Genomic DNA, 18300 nt, shown 5'->3' on the forward strand with positions numbered 1-18300 from the left:
TACACTATCATGGATAAAAATCGTGTATACGTCTTTGATACCACCTTGCGTGATGGAGAACAGGTCCCCGGCTGTCAGCTGACAACCGTTGAAAAAATTGAAGTAGCTAAAAAACTCGAAGCACTAGGCGTAGATATCATTGAAGCAGGTTTCCCGATTTCAAGTCCGGGCGACTTCCAGAGCGTGGTGGAAATTTCCAAAGCGGTTACAGAGCCCGTGATCTGCGCACTTACCCGTGCCAATAACAAAGACATTGATGCTGCCGCAGATGCTTTACGCTTCGCAAAACGCAAACGTATCCATACCGGTATCGGTTCTTCCGATATGCACATCAAATATAAATTCAACAGCACCCGCGATGAAATTTTACAACGTGCCGTAGCCGCTGTAACGTATGCCCGCAAGTTTACCGACGATGTGGAATTTTATGCAGAAGATGCCGGCCGCGCAGACAATGAATACCTGGCCCGCATGATCGAAGCCGTGATTGCAGCCGGTGCTACCACCGTTAACATCCCCGATACCAACGGTTACTGCCTGCCCGATCAGTATGGCGCAAAAATCAAGTACCTCGTAGATCACGTTTCCAATATCGATAAAGCGATCATTTCCGTTCACTGTCATAACGACCTCGGTTTGGCTACCGCCAATACCATTGCAGGTATTATCAACGGCGCCCGCCAGGTGGAATGTACTATCAATGGTATCGGTGAACGTGCCGGTAACACTTCGCTGGAAGAAGTAGCCATGATCCTGAAAACGCATCATGCCCTGGGTTATCATACCCAGATCAACTCAAAAGGGATCTATGAAATCAGTAATCTTGTGGAAACCATGATGCACATGCCGGTACAGCCCAACAAAGCCATTGTAGGCCGTAACGCATTTGCGCACAGCTCCGGCATCCACCAGGATGGCGTGCTGAAACACCGCGAGAACTACGAGATCCTGAACCCTGAAGATGTAGGGATCAACTCCAACTCCATTATCCTCACTGCCCGCAGCGGCCGTCATGCGCTGAAGCATCACCTGTCGCGCCTGGGATACAACCTGGAAAGAGTAAACATCGACGAAGTGTACCAACGCTTCCTGCTGATGGCGGATACCAAAAAGGAAATCAATGATGCCGATCTGCTGGAACTGATGGGCGACGGCGACGCTAAAACCTACGGCGACAATGCCATCAAAGTAATCTTACTGCAGGTGGTTTGCGGCGATCCGCTCCGCCCCATGGCTACCGTTAAACTGCGTATCAATGGCGAAGAAAAAGAAGCCAGTGCTGCCGGTAATGGTCCCGTTAATGCTACCATCAATGCGATCCACGATATTATTAAGGACGATATTGAACTAGATGAATTTAATATTCAATCCATGCGCGGCGGCAGCGATGATGTGAGTAAAGTAAACATGCGCGTAAAACATAACGGCCAGTCGTACTACGGTTTCGGTATCTCCACCGATATCGTGAACGCTTCCGTGCACGCCTACGTGGACGCGCTGAACAAGATATACTAGCCGCGGATTTTGTCTTTCCCGCTGATTACGCTGATTATACTGATTACCAGGATTTTTACTTTTTGATTTTATAAAGGATTAAGGGAGATAGAAGCGGATATTCGCTTTTATCTCCCTTAATTATTATTAAAAAATCAAAGAAATCTAAAAAAATCCAAAAGTAAAAATCCGAGTAATCAGTATAATCAGCGTAATCAGCGGGAAAGACAAAATCCGCGTGCTGTAACTTTTCCCGCGCCACCCCGTTCTACGGGTGAAATATTTGCCTGATGAAAACAGTTCCCTTACTCCTTGCCTTTTTACTCTTTGCCGGTTGCAGCAAAGAAGCAGACAATTGCTCCCAGTACGGATGGGTGAATATTGTGGGCGCGAAATACATGGGTAAATCCACCAGCGATGCAAGAGGTCAGAATGGTGCTTTTTATGATGTAAGCTGTACCTTCCCCAATTCCTGTTACGCCATCAACAAAATTGTGGAGATGAGGGACAAGGATACCGTACTGCTAAAGGCGGAATATATATACAATACCTGTACCGTATGTACACAGGCATTTACTACACAAACCAAAACGTATTCTTTTATACCTGCCGATAACGGCACCTATTATTTAAAGTGGGAGGGGATTCCCAACCGGGTGGATACCGTGAAGATTCCATGATCTTAAAAGAAGATATCCATCAGCGGGTATTTTTTATAACCCGGCAGATAGAAGTGCCACCATTCTGTAGAACTTCCTTTAAAGCCATGTTGCATCATGGTATCTCTTAACAATTTGCGGTTGGCCGCCATTGCCGGGTCCGGCGGGGTGTAGTTTTCATGCGCTTTCAGGGTAAAATCATCAAAGTCCGTAGGCATTGCCACGGGCTTATTTGTTTTCAGGCTTACCATACTCAGGTCTATGGCTACGCCGCGGTTGTGCCCCGATCCTTTGCGGGGATCGGCCGCATAGAGATCGTTTGGTACTATTTTAAACATCGTTTCCGTTACATGATAAGGACGGTATGCATCGTAAATAAGCAGGCCGTATCCCTTTTTGCGCAGGGCTTCCTGTACTGCTTTGAGGGCTTTGGCTGCCGGCAGCCGAAGGTAAATATCGGTGCGGGTATAAAGCTTTTGTTTGGTGAAGTTATTGGTGGTGGCATAGCGCACATCTTTTTTGATGCCCGGGATATACTTTTCCAGGTTTACGAGCAGCTGGTTGCTGTCGGCTTTCACCAGCTGATCATATTGCTGCCGGGTGCTCAATACGGCGAGTCCGTATTTATTCACCGGTATTTTCTGGGCGGATAGCTGGCCGGAAATGGTCCACAGGAGCGCCGCTAACAGTATTATTTTCATGTGCTTAAAATTGCAGAAAAAGCCCCGTATTTGGACCTGATTATTGAATTTTGCGAAAATTAGGCAAGAAAGTATGAAATACAGTGAAAATACAATTGCAATCACCTTATATTAATAGGTATTTTAGAACCCTTAAATTTTTTAATGATGGAACTGTTCAGACTAGACAATAAAGTAGCGGTTATCACAGGTGGTGGTAGCGGCATAGGACAGGCGATAGCAAAAGCATTCGGGGCACAGGGTGCGCAGGTGCATATCCTGGAGCTGAATGAAGATGGCGGTAAAGCTACAGCAGAGGAAATCAAGGCAGCAGGTGGCCAGGCAAGTGTGCATGCGTGCAATGTAGCCGACCAGGCAGCCGTGATAGGCGTTATGGACGGTATTGTACAAACGGCCGGTAAACTGGATATCCTGGTGAACTGTGCAGGCATTGCGCATGTGGGTAACCTCGAAAATACGGCGGAACAGGACTTCGACAGGGTGTACCAGGTAAATGTGAAGGGCACCTATAACTGCATGTATGCAGTCATTAAACAAATGAAAGCACAGGGTGGCGGTGTGATCCTCAATGTGGCATCCATTGCTTCCAGTGTAGGTATACCGGACAGGCTGGCCTACTCTATGAGTAAGGGCGCGGTGCTGACTATGACATTATCCGTGGCGAAAGATTACCTCGGCGCTAATATCCGTTGCAACTGCGTGTCGCCCGCAAGAGTACACACGCCGTTTGTGGATGGATTTATTGCCAAGAATTACCCGGGCAGGGAAGCTGAAATGTTTGATAAGCTGAGTAAAACACAACCCATCGGCCGCATGGCTAAACCAGTGGAAGTGGGTAACCTGGCGTTATTCCTGTGTTCCGACGAAGCAGGCTTTATTACCGGAACCGACTATCCCATCGATGGCGGTTTTATCAGGCTTAATAATTAATAATTAATGTGATGTGTGTTTTAAAGTGCGGACGATTACCCGTATCTTTCAAGTTATTCATTCATTAATTTTTAGTTATATCATGCAACATTTTCGAATAGGGCTGGCAATAGCAATAGCCGTATTATCTGCCTGTAATTCCGGTACCAACAAGGAAACTGCCACCGGGGATTCCGCCACAGCGGTTAAACCGGCCACACCAGGTGGTACCGTATCTGTTACTTTTTCTGATAAGGAAAAAGATACTTCGCTGGTCACGATTAAATTTCAGCTGAAAGAGGGAACAAAGGAAAAAACTTTTGAACAAACAATCCTGAAAGACGCACCGGAACAAGACCTTTATAAGGTGTTGTGGAATGAGCCCAACAGCTGTTATATCGGCGTTATGAAAGCGAATCATCAGCCACGTTATTACCACGCTTTTGTAGACAGTAAAAAAGACATGAAAATATTATGGGCTGCCACGCCGCCTGAGCCAATCTGGGCATACATGGAAGGCACGCTGGGTCTTGGTAAGGTATCTGCCGGCGGCGAAATGTTGCAGCAATATAAAAAGAGTATCCAGTCCGGAAACATCCTGGCAGATTTTATTGCAGAGATCAAGCCGGATGCCTCGCCCGACAGCCTGGAGCTGTATGTGGAATTTGGCGGTCTCCGTAAAAGTATGTTCATGCCCGTGCCCAGTGGCAGTAAAGGTGTGATCCAGCCAACAGGACAAAATGATCATGTGTATTTCTCTTTTGTAAAAGATGGTAAAGCAGAACCGGTGATTGACCTGCATGTGGAAAACGGAAGATTACAGATTAAAACACTGAAAGAAATTAAGTAAGACTAATAAATAAATAATATCGATATGAAACTGATCAGGTTTGGTTTACCGGGAGAAGAAAAACCGGGTGTTGCAACCGCAGCGGGAATGTTTGACGTGAGTGCTTTTGGTGAAGATTTTGGAGAGAAATTCTTTGAAACCAACGGGCTGGCGCGCTTATCAGAATGGTATGGCGCACATGCTGCAGAATGCCCGCAGGTGCCTGCCGGTACACGTTTGGGCTCACCTATCCTCCGTCCTTCCAAAATTATCTGCATCGGTCTTAACTACGCAGATCATGCGCGTGAAACCAACGCAGCCATTCCTACAGAACCTATCGTGTTCTTTAAAAGTACCAGCGCACTGGTGGGTCCAAACGACGACCTGGTGATTCCGCGCAACAGTCAGAAAACCGACTGGGAAGTGGAATTGGCAGTAGTAATTGGCAAAAAAGCCACTTATGTGGAAGAAAAAGACGCAATGGACTACGTAGCGGGTTACTGCCTGCATAACGACTACAGCGAAAGAGCTTTCCAGATTGAAAGAAACGGACAGTGGGTAAAAGGAAAGAGCTGCGATACATTCGCTCCGTTAGGCCCATGGCTGGCTACCAAAGATGAAATTGCCGATGTGAATAATCTTCGTTTATGGCTCACCGTTAACGGTCAGAAAATGCAGGATGGCAATACTTCCAACTTTATATTCAACGTAGCTTATGTAGTGGCTTACCTGAGCCAGTTCATGACCCTGCTCCCGGGAGATGTGATTTCCACCGGTACGCCTGCTGGTGTGGGCCTGGGCATGAATCCGCAGGTATACCTCAAAGCAGGGGATGTGATTGAACTGGGTATTGATGGTTTGGGTACTTCCAAACAAACTGCTGTAGCCTGTAAATAAGAATTATGAAAAGATATTGTCTGGCGCTGGATCTGGTAGATGATCCGCAATTGATCAGCGAATATGAAGCGCATCACCGCAACGTATCCGCTGAAATAAAAAAGAGTATCACGGACGCCGGCATTACCGTAATGGATATTTACCGTGCCGGTAACCGCCTGTTTATGATCATGGAAGTAGACGATACTTTCTCCTTTGAACGTAAAGATGCGATGGACGCTGCCAATCCCGCGGTAAAGGTGTGGGAACAGCTGATGTGGAAATACCAGCAGTCATTGCCGGTAGCGAAGGAAGGAGAGAAGTGGGTGATTATGGATCAGATTTTTGCATTGTAAAGTATACCGGCCGCCGGAACTTCCGGCGACCGGTATGCAAAAAATATCTACATGGTTATTGACGCACATCAGCATTTCTGGCAATACGATCCTGTCCGCGACGCATGGATCGATGAATCTATGGAAGTGATCCGCCGCGACTTTTACCCGGAAGACCTGGCCCCCGTATTGGCTGAAAACGGCGTTCACGGCTGTGTGGCGGTACAGGCGGATCAGTCGCCGGATGAAACGGCCTTTTTACTGGCGCTGGCGGATAAGCATGATTTTATTAAAGGCGTGGTGGGCTGGACAGACCTCCGCGCTGAAAATATCAGTGAACAACTGGAACAGTACGCTGCACATCCGAAGCTGAAAGGCTTTCGCCATATTGTACAGGGTGAGGCGGATAACCGGTTTATTCTCGGGGAACATTTCTGCCGTGGTATCAAAGCGCTGGCGAAGCACCGGTTCACGTATGATATTCTCGTATATCCGAAACAGTTACCTGCGGTAGAAGAATTTGTACAGCAGTTCCCTGACCAGCCACTGATCATTGATCACCTGGCCAAGCCCGATATTAAAGCCGGTGAACTGGACGCATGGGCGGCACATATGCGCCGCATTGCACAGTCGCCAAACGTATACTGCAAACTAAGCGGCATGGTTACTGAAGCCGACTGGCAGCAGTGGGAGCCGGCACACTTCCGGCCTTTCCTGGAAGTAGCGCTGGAAGCCTTTGGTGCAAACAGGCTGGTGTATGGCTCCGACTGGCCCGTGTGCCTGGTAGCCGCCAGGTACCACGAAGTGAAAGGCATCGTGACGGATTTCATCAGCACCTTATCAACAAGTGAACAGGAACAGATAATGGGAGGCAATGCCCGCTCATTTTATCATCTATAAAAAATAATATCATACATACTATGGATTTAGGATTACAGGAGAAAGTGATTATCGTTACCGGTGGTGCAAAAGGAATCGGGGAAGCTATCGCAAAACTGATAGCAGCAGAAGGTGGTATTACCGTGATTGCCGGCCGCAGTACTGCCGATAATGAAAAAACCGTAAACGAAATTATCGCGGTGGGTGGTAAGGCGATCGCCGTTACCGCAGAACTGGGTAAAGTGGAAGATTGTAAAAAAGTGATCTCTGAAACGATAGCAAAGTATGGCAGAATAGACGGCCTGGTAAACAATGCCGGCGCCAATGATGGCGTAGGACTGGAAAATGGCAGCCCCGAGCGGTTTACGCAGTCGCTGCAAAATAATTTATCACACTACTACAACCTGGCGCATTTTGCATTGCCGTACCTGAAGGTCACCAAAGGAAATATTGTGAACATCGGATCTAAAGTAGCCGATACCGGCCAGGGGAACACCAGTGGTTATGCTGCCTCCAAAGGCGCAATCAACGCGCTCACCCGCGAGTGGGCAGTGGAATTGCTGCCATACTCCATCCGTGTAAACACGGTTATCCCAGCTGAAGTATGGACGCCGCTGTATGAAACCTGGATTAATTCGTTGCCCAATCCAAAAGAAAAACTGGCGTCTATCACGGCTAACATTCCATTTGAAAAAAGGATGACCACTTCAACAGAAATCGCCAACAGCACCGTATTCCTGCTGTCGCCACGTTCATCTCATACAACCGGACAAATCGTATACGTAGATGGTGGTTACACGCATCTCGACAGATCTATCAGCTAAGGATAAAGAGCCAACACACGTTATCAACATTTAATCACCTGAAACATTAAATTCTTCGTTATGGCCGGAGGCGCAGTAAGTAATTCCACCTATACCACCAGTAAAGATACAGGCGCAAAGCCTGGCAGCTACCTGTTCCCGCTGATCCTGGTTACCAGCCTGTTCTTCCTATGGGGACTGGCATACGGGCTGCTGGATGTATTAAATAAACATTTCCAGGAAGTATTGAGCATTACTACGAAACGTTCTACTTTATTACAGGGCGCTTATTTCGGCGCTTATTTCCTCATGGCATTTCCTGCGGGAATGTTTATGAACAAATTTGGCTACAAGAAGGGGATCATACTGGGTTTGCTGTTGTATGCTACCGGTGCATTTCTTTTTTATCCAGCGGCCAACGCACTCAATTTTGATTTCTTCCTGCTGGCATTGTTTATACTTGCTTGCGGATTGGCCTGCCTGGAAACGGCTGCCAATCCATATGTAACCGTGTTGGGAGATAAAGCTACTTCCGAGCAACGGTTGAATTTATCACAGTGTTTTAACGGGCTGGGGTCTTTCCTGGGACCTATTATTGGTGCCTGGCTATTTCTCGGCACTGGTAAAGGAGATCTCACCACGGTAAAGATTACTTATGTTGCTATTGCTGTTGTAGTATTGCTAATAGCAGCTTTTTTCGTAAGAACTCCCTTGCCAGAAATTGAAGAAGCAAAACAGGAAGGTGAAGAGGTGATGGCGGATACCCGCCCGCTTTTTGCTCACCGGCATTTTGTATTAGGAGTGGTAGCACAATTCTTTTATGTGGCGGCTCAGGTAGGTGTGGGCGCTTTGTTTATTAACTATGTAACTGAATACTGGCATGGCACCTCTGCTAAAAATGCATCTCTTCTGCTCTCTATTGGTATGGCACTGTTCACAGGAGGTCGCTTTGTGGGCACAGCACTTATGCGCAAAATCGCTCCGAATCAATTGCTTGCTGTTTATGCGTTTATAAATGTCCTACTCTGCGCTTTTGTAATGACTGGTAACGGGGCTCCTTCTGTATACGCGCTTATCGCTATCTTCTTCTTCATGTCTATTATGTTCCCTACCATTTTTGCATTGGGCGTAAAAGACCTGGGTGTACATACCAAACGCGGCGCTTCTTTCCAGGTAATGTCTATCGTAGGTGGTGCTTCCGTTCCTTACCTGATGGGGATTGTAACGGAATGGCAGTCGCTGGCTATTTCTTACGGCATTCCTACTTTCTGCTTTGTTGTTGTGTTTTTGTACGGCTGGAAAGGATATAAAAGAGTTTAATCAGCAGATTTCTTTTTAATATTTAATCCGCAAAATCATTGTAACTTTCTTTAACAAAAGAGGATACCATGATTTTGCGGATTTTTGCTTCCTATGCTTGCTGGTTCCTGGTTGTAACCACGTTGTTTGCCGGGGTGCCTGCTGATCCCGGGCCTGTGCCTTCCCTGCAATTGTCTTTCACCCACCTGATGGGGCAGCAGCCACTGGTAAGGAAAGAGATCACTTACACCAATGCTTCCGGAGAGGCTTTTACCATCAGCCGTTTCCGTTATTTCCTCAGCAACTTTTCACTGGAAGCCGTCAATGGCAACATGGTTACTTTACCACCGGCTTATTTTCTGGTAGATGATGCGATCGACAGTTCAAAAAATATCCTGCTGGATAGCATTCCTGCCGGCGAATATAAGAGTATCCGTTTCCTGATCGGGGTAGATAGTATCCGTAATGTGAGCGGGGTGCAATCCGGCGCGCTGGCTGTAGAATCCGGCATGTTCTGGACGTGGAACAGCGGTTATATTATGGCGCAGATAGAAGGTCATTCTGCTGCGGTTAACACGCCTATGCAGGAATTTTTATTTCATTGCGGCGGTTATAAAACAAAAGATGGTGTACTGAAAAATGTGACGCTGCCGCTTCCGCAGCCGGTAACAATTGCAGCAGGTAAACAACCCCGTATTAATCTTACTGCCGATGTGGAAAGGTGGTTTTTACCGGATACCGTAAGTTTTAAAAAGATAACCGTGATCATGGCGCCGGGCGTAAAAGCAAGACAGGTAGCCGGCAATTATCAGCATATGTTTAACATAACAGGTATTTCCAATTAGCCGCTGCGTGAATCATAAGGTCATATACATCATTGGGGCGTTTTGCCTTTTGCTGGCGCTGGTGCAGGCGGGTACCAAGAAGCGCGCGGTAAAAGGGCCGGAGCCTTTTTTACTGCAGCTGCCCGCGCATTTTCCGCGGCCGGTATACGACTTCACCCGTAACCCGCTCACCAAACCAGGTGTGGCATTGGGCCGGTTTATGTTTTATGATTACCGCCTGTCGCAGGACAGCACCGTGTCCTGTGGTTTTTGCCACCAGCAGTTTGCGGCTTTCGGCCATTTTGACCACGCATTGGCGCATGGCGTGGCCGGGCAGCAGGGTATCCGCTCTGTACCGGTACTGTTCAACATGATCTGGCAAAAAGCGTTTATGTGGGATGGCGGTGTGAATCATCTCGAAATACAGGCACTCACCCCCTTAACAGACCACAACGAAATGGCGGTAGACCTGAAGGTGCTGATACAAAAAATGCAGACAGACTCCGAATACAGGAGTATGTTCAAAGCTGCTTTTGGTACGGAAGAAATCACGAGTGAACGCATGTTCAAAGCCTTCACGCAGTTTATTGCCACCATGGTATCGGCCGGTTCCAAATACGACAGCGTAATGCTCAAAGTCCCCGGCGTTGCCTTCACTGCTGAAGAAAACGCAGGATACACCGTTTTCCAGGAGAAGTGCGCGGCCTGTCATAAGGAACCATTGTTCACAGATCTCACCTACCGCAGTAATGGCCTGCCTTATTTACCGGCATTGAATGACATCGGCCGGATGAAGATCACTGGAAGCACAGACGACAATCTTCGTTTTAAGGTGCCTTCCCTGCGCAATATTCTCAAAAGCGCCCCTTATATGCACGATGGGCGGTTCTTCGATATTTTCCAGGTTTTTGACTTCTATGACCATGGTGTAAAGGTCACTCCCACCACCGATCCGCTGGTGAAGCAGGGCATCCCGTTGTCGGACCAGGAAAAGCGGCAGCTGTATTTCTTTCTGAACACGCTCACGGACTACTCCTTTCTCGGCAATGCTTCGCTAAGTGAGGTACGGATCGAGTAGGACCGCCGCGAGTTTTGTCTTGCTCAGGATTACGCTGATTATACTGATTACCGGGATTTTTACTTTTGGATTTTTTGGATTTCTTTGATTTTTTTAATAATAAGTAAGGGAGATAAAAGCGAATATCTCCGCTGCTATCTCCCTTAATCCTTTATAAAATCAAGAAAGTAAAAATCCCGGTAATCAGTATAATCAGCGTAATCCTGAGCAAGACAAAATCCGCATTACCCGCGCTTCTTCCAGCACTCCTCCATGTGGTCGTCTACCATGCCGGTGGCCTGCATGTAGGCGTAGCAGATGGTGGAGCCCACGAATTTGAACCCCCGTTTCAGCAGGTCCTTGCTCATGGCGTCGGAAATGGCTGTTTTGGCGGGAACGCCGGCCATGCCTTTGCGGTAGTGATTAACGATGGGTTTGTGGTTGACAAATGACCAGATGTATTTGTCAAAGCTGCCGAATTCCTTTTGAACTGCGAGGTAGGCTTTTGCGTTGCCGATCACAGATTTTATTTTCAGACGGTTGCGGATGATGCCTTCGTTTTGCATCAGTTCTTCCACTTTTTTCTCGTCGTATTTCGCTATTTTTTTAGCGTCCCAGTTATCAAAGGCTTTACGGTAATTTTCTCTTTTGGTAAGTACGGTATACCAGCTGAGGCCAGCCTGCGCACCTTCCAGGCATAACATTTCAAAGAGATGTTTATCGTCATGACTGGGCGTGCCCCATTCTTCGTCGTGGTAGTCCTGGTAAAGCTTATCTTTCTCCGACCAGTGGCATCTTACTTTTTTTATAGCTCCCATTCGCTGATGGTTTTGTTTACCTGCAATTTATACTTTTCCAGGTCTTCAGCAGTTTGTTTAATGAAACTATTATCTTCCAGGCTGCCAACTACTGCATTCATTTCTTTTTCACTTTCATAGGCGAGCTGGCGGAACGGATTTTTGTAGTCCTTCTCCCTGGAGCGTTTAATTTGTGCGGTGATCCACTCCATCGTTCCAACAGAATCGTTCATCCATTGCGCGAGATCGGCGGTGGTCATATTTTTCAGGGAGCTGTCTTTTATTTCCAGCAGGCAGGCTACGGCATGTTGTAATTTGTCGGCTGCATATTCATTGCCTATTTCTTCATAGGCCGTGTGCAGTTGCGGCCAGCTGCTGATCTTGTTTTTCCGGATCTTTGTTTTGAGCGTAGCTACTGTTTCCGCTTTCATCAGTTGTCCGCCGATGTTTTGCCAGTCGCCGCGTTTAGCGGTGCTCACTGCTGCCTGTAAAGCCAGGGAATGATGGTTTTTCTGCGGCGAGAATATTTTTAACAGCATACAGTACTATCATTTCCACGAACAGTGGGTAAGCTTTGTGTACTTTCAGCAGTTCTACTTCACGCGAGCTGTTTTCAAATCCTTTGGAGAGAATGGTGAGCTTGGCTACTTCTTCCGGACTATTTTTTAACAGGTCCTTTCCTTTTTTACGGAGGTCCTTTTCCGTTAGTTCTTTTTTGGAGGCATTTTCCGGCAGGGCGTACCATGCTTTCCCGGTGGCGGTTTCCATGATCGCCAGCGCCTGGAATATTTCCTCTACAGAATCGGGCGCCAGGTAATCGTATTCAATGAGTTGTTGTTTATCGGTGCGTTTGTCGCGGTCAACATATTTCCAGGAGTTCCTGGCAATGGCGTACATGTTGTAGAGGAACCAGTAGCCGGGCATTATTTTCAGGCGGTTTTCATGTTCATCATTTACCACCAGGCTGAATGGAATGGAGATATTCAGCTCCGACATATAGTTGCCTTTGGAAATAAGGGTGAAGCTGGCGAAGCGGGAATTATGTTTCAGGCTTACGCACAGGCCTGGCCAGAATCCTCTGCCGGCAATGATTTCACCATCAGCGCCGCGTGAGTTGTGATTGGAGCCGATAGTGGCGCCTGCCGCCATGTTGCTTTGACCCATGATCAGCGCTGCACACAGGAACGAGTTGTTATGGTGTTGTTCATGTGCCGGGAAGATGAGTGAGTTCAATACTTCGCAGCAGGAGATAGTGGCGTTGTTGCCGAGATAGGAGTTGATCAGCCTGGCGCCGTATTTCAACTGCGAGTGCGAGGCCATTACAAAACGAACGGCCTTCACGCCGTAGAATACGCGGCAGCCGTAGCCGATGATACCGTTTACCATTTCGCAGCCTTCTCCTATTTGTGAAGAAGCTTCGCTGCTGCTGTTGATGGTAAGGTTTTTCAATTTGTTGGCGCCTTTCAGGTATGCGTCCGTACCAATGGTAACATCTTTGATCATCTTACAGTTTTTGATCACTGTACGATCGCCAACCATACCGTAGTAGCCACGCTTTTTATCGAATTGTTTTTCTGTGAACGATTTGAATTGCTGCTGCAGTTGTTCATCATCGCGGTAGCGTGTCCACAGGTAAGCATCTCCGGGGAGCATACCATCAAAGGGCATTACGCTTCTGCCGCCGTTTTCATTGCACAGTTCCATCCAGATGCGGCCGTTTTCGTTTTCGCCTTCTTTCAGGATACCGTTTCCGAACTTAGCATAATCGGTAGTAGCCATTTCGTTTACGTTGGCTACAATTACCTCGTTGCCGAGGATATAATGCGATAAATAATTTACGTTGTGTACCACTACATTGTCGCCGAAGTCGCAGGCGCAGATGGTACTGTTGTACAATCCCACCGGCATCCGAAGGTTATGGAACTCCAGGTAGTAGGGTTCCAGTTTCCCGATACGTACCATCCCGAAAAAGTGGCAGTGCTGTACCAGTTGCGGATCAAATTCGTTGGAAACAAAAATAATATTCCAGTCGTCGGAGGTGTTATCATTACGTACCAGCGATTCTATTTCGTATGCTGTTAATTTCCTGTACTGGTCCTGCCTGCTCCATTGTTCATTACGGAGATAATATTCGTCTTTGCCTTTCGGTAACGTGGTTTCAATGAAATTATACCCCAGATCGGAAAGGGGTCTTTTTTGGATATTATTCATGAGGATACATCATTTGAGGAGAAATGACTATCTGGTTATTTTATTATGCGTGCAGATAATAAAATAACCAGATGAGTATCTCCATTGTCTTTATTCTACTGTAACTGATTTCGCAAGGTTCCGGGGTTTATCAACGTCCAGACCTTTGAGCACGCCTATATGATAAGCGAGCAGTTGTAACGGTACTACAGAAATGATAGGGGCTACCATTTCATCTGCCGCAGGCACAAAAATTACATCATCCGCCATGGGAGGAATGGTGTTGTCGCCTTCTGTTACTACTGCGATCACTTTACCTTTACGGGCTTTAATTTCCTGAATGTTAGACACTACTTTTTCGTAGTAGCTGTCTTTCGTGGCTACAATTACTACCGGCAGGTTTTCATCTACCAGTGCAATGGGACCGTGTTTCATTTCCGCAGCAGGATAGCCTTCCGCGTGGATGTAGGAAATTTCTTTCAGTTTGAGCGCTCCTTCCAGGGCTACCGGGAAGTTGTATCCGCGGCCCAGGTAGAGAAAATCACGTGCGTCTTTATATTTGGCGGCTACCTGTTTGATCTGGTTATCCAGTTTCAGGGCCGTTGCTACTTTTTCAGGAACCTGCTCCAGTTCATCCAGCAGGTGCTGGAACCTTTGCGGGGTGATGGTGCCTTTATCGGCCGCCAGTTTTAAGCCTACCAGGCAAAGCACTGCCAGCTGGGCAGTAAAGGCTTTGGTGCTGGCCACGCCAATTTCAGGACCGGCATGCGTATAGGCGCCGGCGTGAGATAAGCGTGCAATAGAAGAACCTACCACGTTGCAAACGCCGAGAATGATAGCGCCTTTTTCTTTAGCGCTTTCAATGGCTACGAGGGTATCGGCTGTTTCGCCGGATTGCGATACGGCAATGATGACATCACCGGGACCTACCACCGGGTTGCGGTAGCGGAACTCGGAAGCGTATTCCACTTCCACCGGGATGCGGCATAATTCTTCAATCATGTATTCGGCTACCAGCCCTGCGTGCCAGGAGGTACCGCAGGCTACGATGATGATACGTTTGGCATTGCTCAGCACATCCGCATATTCGCGCATACCACCCATGGTGAGGGTGCCTTTTTTCGCGTCTAAACGGCCACGTAAGCTATCGAAGATCGTTTGCGGCTGTTCAAAGATTTCCTTCAGCATGAAATGATCATAGCCTCCCTTTTCAATGGCGGCCAGTTCGATATCCAGTTTCTGGATGTAAGGCGTTTGCCTTTCATTGGAAATGTTTTTCAGGATCAGTTCATCTGCTTTGATGATGGCAATTTCATAATCATTTACATACACTACTTCTTTCGTGTATTCAATGATGGGAGATGCATCAGAAGCCAGGAAGTGTTCGCCCTTGCCAACGCCTATTACCAGCGGGCTTCCCTTGCGGGCGGCGATGAGGGTATCCGGATTTTCTTCATCAATGAGTACAATCACATAAGCGCCTACCACTCTTTTTAAAGCGATGCGCAGGGCTTCTTCCAGTGAACACTGGTTTTGTTTTTTGATTTCCTCAATAAAATGAAGGAGTACTTCGGTATCGGTATCACTATGAAAAACATGCCCCTGGTTAATGAGCTCCTGTTTCAGCTGTACATAGTTTTCAATGATGCCATTGTGGATCATGGCCAGTTTACCGTCGCCGGATAAATGCGGGTGCGCATTGCGGTCGCAGGGTTCTCCGTGTGTTGCCCAGCGGGTATGCCCGATGGCAATATGACTCCGGAGATCTTTTCCTTCCACGAATGCTTCGAGGGCGGCAACTTTATCTTTTTTCTTGTATACCTGTAACCCGTTATTGATCAGGGCTACTCCCGCGCTGTCGTATCCGCGGTATTCCAGTCTTTTGAGGCCTTTTAATACTACCGGGTAGGCTTCTCTCTGCCCGATGTAAGCTACGATTCCACACATAAGGTTTTTGGATTTGTGCTAGGTTTTATCATTGCAATATCGCATTAAAATGTTAAGATCACATCAGAAAATGTGAATATTGTTTAAGTAAAGATATGGTCAGCATGCATTTTACAACGGTCCTAATGTAAAATGAAAAAGGGAATACCGGGAACGATCCTTGCGAATATTAAGATTCCTTAACATTAGCCTGCATCATTCACTGTATCCCCCTTTTGTAATTTTTTTATATCGACGGAACTAAATAAAAAAATTTAAAATGCAATCATCTCTTCAAGAGCGTACTCTCGAAGAGCAAAAGTATTCTTTTATATTCATCTGTCCAGCTGCTGGGCGTAGTAAATCCGTGGTCTTCCACGGGATACACGGCCAGCTCCCAGTTATTCTTCCCTAATTCAATCAGTCGCTGCGACAGCCGCACGATATCCTGGAAATGCACATTGGTATCCACCATGCCATGACACATCAGCAGTTTGCCTTTCAGCCCATCTGCAAAGTAGATGGGGGAAGACCTGCGGTAAGCAATACTGTCAGTGAATGGTTCATTCAGTATATTGCTGGTGTAGCCATGATTATAATGCGCCCAGTCCGTTACAGACCTCAGCGCAGCGCCGGATGCAAACACATCTGGCTGGGTGAACAGGGCCATCAGCGTCATAAAGCCGCCGTAACTGCCTCCGTAGATACCGATACGATGGGCGTCCACCTGCAATTTTTCTGCCAGATATTTTGCGCCGTCCACTTCATCGTCCAGATCCTTGCCGCCCATATAGCGGTAAATGCCTGTACGCCAGTTGCGGCCGTAGCCGGCACTGCCACGGTAATCCATGTCCAGTACGGTATAGCCTTTATCGGTGAGCAGGTTATGGAACATGTATTCCCTGAAATAGGAGCTCCACCATTTATGTGCATTTTGCAGGTAGCCTGCGCCATGTACGAAAATCACTGCCGCGCCATTATTTTTTGCAGGGTCCGGGGTGTATAAGCGGGCATACACGGGCTGGTTATCCCGCGCGGTAATCGTTATTACCTGCGGATCGCGCCAGTGATATGATTTAAATTCATCGGTCTGCGCCAGGTTGGTGACCTGTACTGCTTTTGCGCCCGGTGTGTTTGGCTGCACATACAATTCCCAGGGTTTGTTGGAATAGGAGTAACGGAACGCAATCCATTTTCCATCCGGAGAAACAGTTACTTCATTGGCGCCGGGCAGGGTAGTGATCCTTTCGGCCTTTCCACCGGCAACGCCTATACGGTAAAATTGTTTTTCACCGGGGTGTACTTCATTGGTGATAATATAAAAGTATTTTTTATCGGGAGATAATTGTGCCTCCTGTACTTCATAGTTGCCGCTGGTGAGGGCTTTAGTGCTACCATCGTTTACATTGGCGGTATACAGATGTGAATAACCGGTGGCTTCCGACTGGAACCAGCAGGTGTTTTCATTTATCCAGCCGATATTGCTGCCACCCATGCTCCAGCCAATGCCGGGGCCGCCTATCCAGGCTTCGTCGCGCTGGCGGTTCAGTGTTTTCACGGTACCGTTTTCAGCGTTGAGGAGTACAATCCAGCGGTCTTTATTATCCTGTGAGCGGATGTCGGCAATGGCATGTGTGCCTTGTTCCGACCAGTAAGGACCGTTCACAATTACTTCCCTTACTTTGGGCGTATCCTTTTTCGTGTAGTCCTTTACGTAATCGGGCTGGTCTTTGATGCCGGGGAGATCAGTGGTTTTGATGGGGAGCACCGTATCACGCTGCCGGTCGTATACAAAGCTTTCGAAGCTGCCTTGCGGCGCGCCTACTTTATCGCGGGCCGCAATATCGGTGGTGAAACCGGTGGCGGTTACAAATTCGGGAACGATGGTATTGCGGGCATCAGTGGGTGCGGTGAAAAGGCTATAGGTAACGAAGCGCCCGTCGGGACTGATCTGCAGATCTCTTAATCTTTTGTTTTGCAGGTACAGGGACCGTAGTGGTTTGGGGTCGTATGCTTTATCAAAAGCTTCGGCGGCGTCTTTCTTTGTTTTTTTATCACGGATCACCTGCAACAGTTCCTCTTGCTGTGCTTTGAGGAACTTTTCTTCTGCGTTGCCGGTTTTACGCTCATCGTTTTCGGCCGGCTTGCTGCCTGCTTCAAAGCTGGTAAGCTGACTGATTAACCCGGACGCTTTGTCCCAGCCATAGAGATCGCGGTTTTGCTGAAACACCACCTGTTTACCGCCGAAACTGAATGCGGGGTTAAACTCCACGGCTTTGGTATTGGTGATGCGGGTGGTTTTCCCGCTTTTTATCTCCAGTAAATAAATATCCCCTTCATAGGAATAAGCCAGTAGCGATTTATCTGCATTCCAGGTACCGGCAGCTTTGGCGTTAATAAGGGAGCGCTCACCTGCGGCCGTAATCCGGGGCGTATTGTTTTTAACACCGGCATAGTAAAGGGAGTCGCTCAGTTGCTTGCCGGGATTCCAGCTGAAATAAACGGTCTGGTTGTCGGCACCCCAGAAAACGTTATCAGGAGAAGTTCCTATCCATTTGGGATCGCGCATGATCTTTTCTACCGTGAGCGGCATTGCCTGTTGGGCACTGATGCGATTGGCTGATAAAAAAATAATGGCGGGTATAACCCATTTTCTCATAGCGGTTCATTATTTTGTTGGGGAATAAATGTAACGGTTTAATCATAAATTGCCGTAAGTTTT

Annotated in this window: 17 protein-coding genes; 11 read left to right on the plus strand and 6 right to left on the minus strand. The window is 47.5% G+C overall.

Annotation, left to right across the window (positions count from 1 at the left end; all coding sequences use genetic code 11):
* Positions 1-9 precede the first annotated feature (9 nt).
* Together QFZ51_RS09940 and QFZ51_RS09945 are read left to right on the plus strand one after the other, a co-directional pair.
* Positions 10-1515 (plus strand): 2-isopropylmalate synthase, encoded by a 1506-nt coding sequence (locus QFZ51_RS09940; RefSeq protein WP_370909755.1) that lies wholly within the window; start codon positions 10-12, stop codon positions 1513-1515.
* Positions 1516-1784: 269 nt separating this feature from the next.
* Positions 1785-2174: a hypothetical protein gene (locus QFZ51_RS09945; RefSeq protein WP_429045474.1), complete on the plus strand. Its 390-nt coding sequence runs from the start codon at positions 1785-1787 to the stop codon at positions 2172-2174.
* Between the two features lie 2 nt (positions 2175-2176).
* Here QFZ51_RS09945 and QFZ51_RS09950 read toward each other — a convergent pair whose 3' ends face one another.
* The gene (locus QFZ51_RS09950) at positions 2177-2854 is read right to left on the minus strand and encodes a M15 family metallopeptidase (protein ID WP_429045476.1); all 678 of its coding nucleotides are present in this window, start codon (positions 2852-2854) and stop codon (positions 2177-2179) included.
* Positions 2855-2998: 144 nt separating this feature from the next.
* Here QFZ51_RS09950 and QFZ51_RS09955 point away from each other — a divergent pair, with 144 nt between their 5' ends.
* The 9 genes from QFZ51_RS09955 (at position 2999) to QFZ51_RS09995 (ending at position 10686) form a co-directional block, all read left to right on the plus strand.
* The gene (locus tag QFZ51_RS09955) at positions 2999-3784 is read left to right on the plus strand and encodes an SDR family NAD(P)-dependent oxidoreductase (protein ID WP_429045477.1); all 786 of its coding nucleotides are present in this window, start codon (positions 2999-3001) and stop codon (positions 3782-3784) included.
* An 82-nt stretch (positions 3785-3866) separates the two neighbouring features.
* On the plus strand, positions 3867-4613 hold the full coding sequence (locus QFZ51_RS09960; protein WP_429045479.1) for a hypothetical protein: 747 nt from the start codon (positions 3867-3869) through the stop codon (positions 4611-4613).
* Positions 4614-4637: 24 nt separating this feature from the next.
* Complete coding sequence (locus tag QFZ51_RS09965) at positions 4638-5489, plus strand: fumarylacetoacetate hydrolase family protein (RefSeq protein WP_370909760.1); 852 nt, start codon at positions 4638-4640, stop codon at positions 5487-5489.
* Between the two features lie 5 nt (positions 5490-5494).
* Entirely contained in the window at positions 5495-5824 is a 330-nt protein-coding gene (locus tag QFZ51_RS09970; protein ID WP_370909761.1) for an L-rhamnose mutarotase, read from the plus strand.
* A gap of 51 nt (positions 5825-5875) precedes the next feature.
* Positions 5876-6703 (plus strand): amidohydrolase family protein, encoded by an 828-nt coding sequence (locus QFZ51_RS09975; RefSeq protein WP_429045481.1) that lies wholly within the window; start codon positions 5876-5878, stop codon positions 6701-6703.
* 20 nt (positions 6704-6723) lie between these two features.
* Positions 6724-7506: an SDR family oxidoreductase gene (locus tag QFZ51_RS09980; protein WP_429045483.1), complete on the plus strand. Its 783-nt coding sequence runs from the start codon at positions 6724-6726 to the stop codon at positions 7504-7506.
* 60 nt (positions 7507-7566) lie between these two features.
* Positions 7567-8805 (plus strand): sugar MFS transporter, encoded by a 1239-nt coding sequence (locus QFZ51_RS09985; protein ID WP_429045485.1) that lies wholly within the window; start codon positions 7567-7569, stop codon positions 8803-8805.
* Positions 8806-8873: 68 nt separating this feature from the next.
* A complete protein-coding gene (locus QFZ51_RS09990; RefSeq protein ID WP_429045487.1) occupies positions 8874-9629 on the plus strand; it encodes an MbnP family protein in 756 nt (251 codons plus the stop codon).
* Between the two features lie 7 nt (positions 9630-9636).
* Positions 9637-10686 carry a cytochrome-c peroxidase gene (locus QFZ51_RS09995; RefSeq protein ID WP_429045489.1) on the plus strand — a complete coding sequence of 350 codons (1050 nt, stop codon included), beginning with the start codon at positions 9637-9639 and terminating at the stop codon, positions 10684-10686.
* 224 nt (positions 10687-10910) lie between these two features.
* Here the strand turns inward: QFZ51_RS09995 and QFZ51_RS10000 are convergent, their stop codons facing one another.
* The 5 genes from QFZ51_RS10000 to QFZ51_RS10020 form a co-directional block, all read right to left on the minus strand.
* Entirely contained in the window at positions 10911-11483 is a 573-nt protein-coding gene (locus QFZ51_RS10000) for a DNA-3-methyladenine glycosylase I (protein WP_429045491.1), read from the minus strand.
* The gene (locus tag QFZ51_RS10005; RefSeq protein WP_429045493.1) at positions 11471-12001 is read right to left on the minus strand and encodes a hypothetical protein; all 531 of its coding nucleotides are present in this window, start codon (positions 11999-12001) and stop codon (positions 11471-11473) included. Before QFZ51_RS10005 ends, QFZ51_RS10000 begins: the two co-directional genes overlap by 13 nt.
* Positions 11928-13673, minus strand: coding sequence for a DUF4954 family protein (locus tag QFZ51_RS10010; RefSeq protein WP_429045494.1), 1746 nt, complete (start codon positions 13671-13673; stop codon positions 11928-11930). The genes QFZ51_RS10005 and QFZ51_RS10010 overlap by 74 nt, the downstream gene beginning before the upstream one ends.
* Before the next feature lie 90 nt (positions 13674-13763).
* Complete coding sequence (gene glmS, locus QFZ51_RS10015; RefSeq protein WP_429045496.1) at positions 13764-15599, minus strand: glutamine--fructose-6-phosphate transaminase (isomerizing); 1836 nt, start codon at positions 15597-15599, stop codon at positions 13764-13766.
* Between the two features lie 265 nt (positions 15600-15864).
* Positions 15865-18237 carry a prolyl oligopeptidase family serine peptidase gene (locus QFZ51_RS10020; protein ID WP_429045497.1) on the minus strand — a complete coding sequence of 791 codons (2373 nt, stop codon included), beginning with the start codon at positions 18235-18237 and terminating at the stop codon, positions 15865-15867.
* Positions 18238-18300 lie beyond the last annotated feature (63 nt).

It is taken from the genome of Chitinophaga sp. W3I9 (assembly GCF_050434025.1).
In the GTDB taxonomy this organism is placed as follows: domain Bacteria; phylum Bacteroidota; class Bacteroidia; order Chitinophagales; family Chitinophagaceae; genus Chitinophaga.

Excerpts from the sequence above, each read along its gene's own strand:
- QFZ51_RS09940 (WP_370909755.1), top strand. The coding sequence starts at position 10 with ATGGATAAAAATCGTGTATACGTCTTTGATACCACCTTGCGTGATGGA.
- QFZ51_RS09945 (WP_429045474.1), top strand. The coding sequence starts at position 1,785 with ATGAAAACAGTTCCCTTACTCCTTGCCTTTTTACTCTTTGCCGGTTGC.
- QFZ51_RS09950 (WP_429045476.1), bottom strand. The coding sequence starts at position 2,854 with ATGAAAATAATACTGTTAGCGGCGCTCCTGTGGACCATTTCCGGCCAG.
- QFZ51_RS09955 (WP_429045477.1), top strand. The coding sequence starts at position 2,999 with ATGATGGAACTGTTCAGACTAGACAATAAAGTAGCGGTTATCACAGGT.
- QFZ51_RS09960 (WP_429045479.1), top strand. The coding sequence starts at position 3,867 with ATGCAACATTTTCGAATAGGGCTGGCAATAGCAATAGCCGTATTATCT.
- QFZ51_RS09965 (WP_370909760.1), top strand. The coding sequence starts at position 4,638 with ATGAAACTGATCAGGTTTGGTTTACCGGGAGAAGAAAAACCGGGTGTT.
- QFZ51_RS09970 (WP_370909761.1), top strand. The coding sequence starts at position 5,495 with ATGAAAAGATATTGTCTGGCGCTGGATCTGGTAGATGATCCGCAATTG.
- QFZ51_RS09975 (WP_429045481.1), top strand. The coding sequence starts at position 5,876 with ATGGTTATTGACGCACATCAGCATTTCTGGCAATACGATCCTGTCCGC.
- QFZ51_RS09980 (WP_429045483.1), top strand. The coding sequence starts at position 6,724 with ATGGATTTAGGATTACAGGAGAAAGTGATTATCGTTACCGGTGGTGCA.
- QFZ51_RS09985 (WP_429045485.1), top strand. The coding sequence starts at position 7,567 with ATGGCCGGAGGCGCAGTAAGTAATTCCACCTATACCACCAGTAAAGAT.
- QFZ51_RS09990 (WP_429045487.1), top strand. The coding sequence starts at position 8,874 with ATGATTTTGCGGATTTTTGCTTCCTATGCTTGCTGGTTCCTGGTTGTA.
- QFZ51_RS10000 (WP_429045491.1), bottom strand. The coding sequence starts at position 11,483 with ATGGGAGCTATAAAAAAAGTAAGATGCCACTGGTCGGAGAAAGATAAG.
- QFZ51_RS10005 (WP_429045493.1), bottom strand. The coding sequence starts at position 12,001 with ATGCTGTTAAAAATATTCTCGCCGCAGAAAAACCATCATTCCCTGGCT.
- QFZ51_RS10010 (WP_429045494.1), bottom strand. The coding sequence starts at position 13,673 with ATGAATAATATCCAAAAAAGACCCCTTTCCGATCTGGGGTATAATTTC.
- glmS (WP_429045496.1), bottom strand. The coding sequence starts at position 15,599 with ATGTGTGGAATCGTAGCTTACATCGGGCAGAGAGAAGCCTACCCGGTA.
- QFZ51_RS10020 (WP_429045497.1), bottom strand. The coding sequence starts at position 18,237 with ATGAGAAAATGGGTTATACCCGCCATTATTTTTTTATCAGCCAATCGC.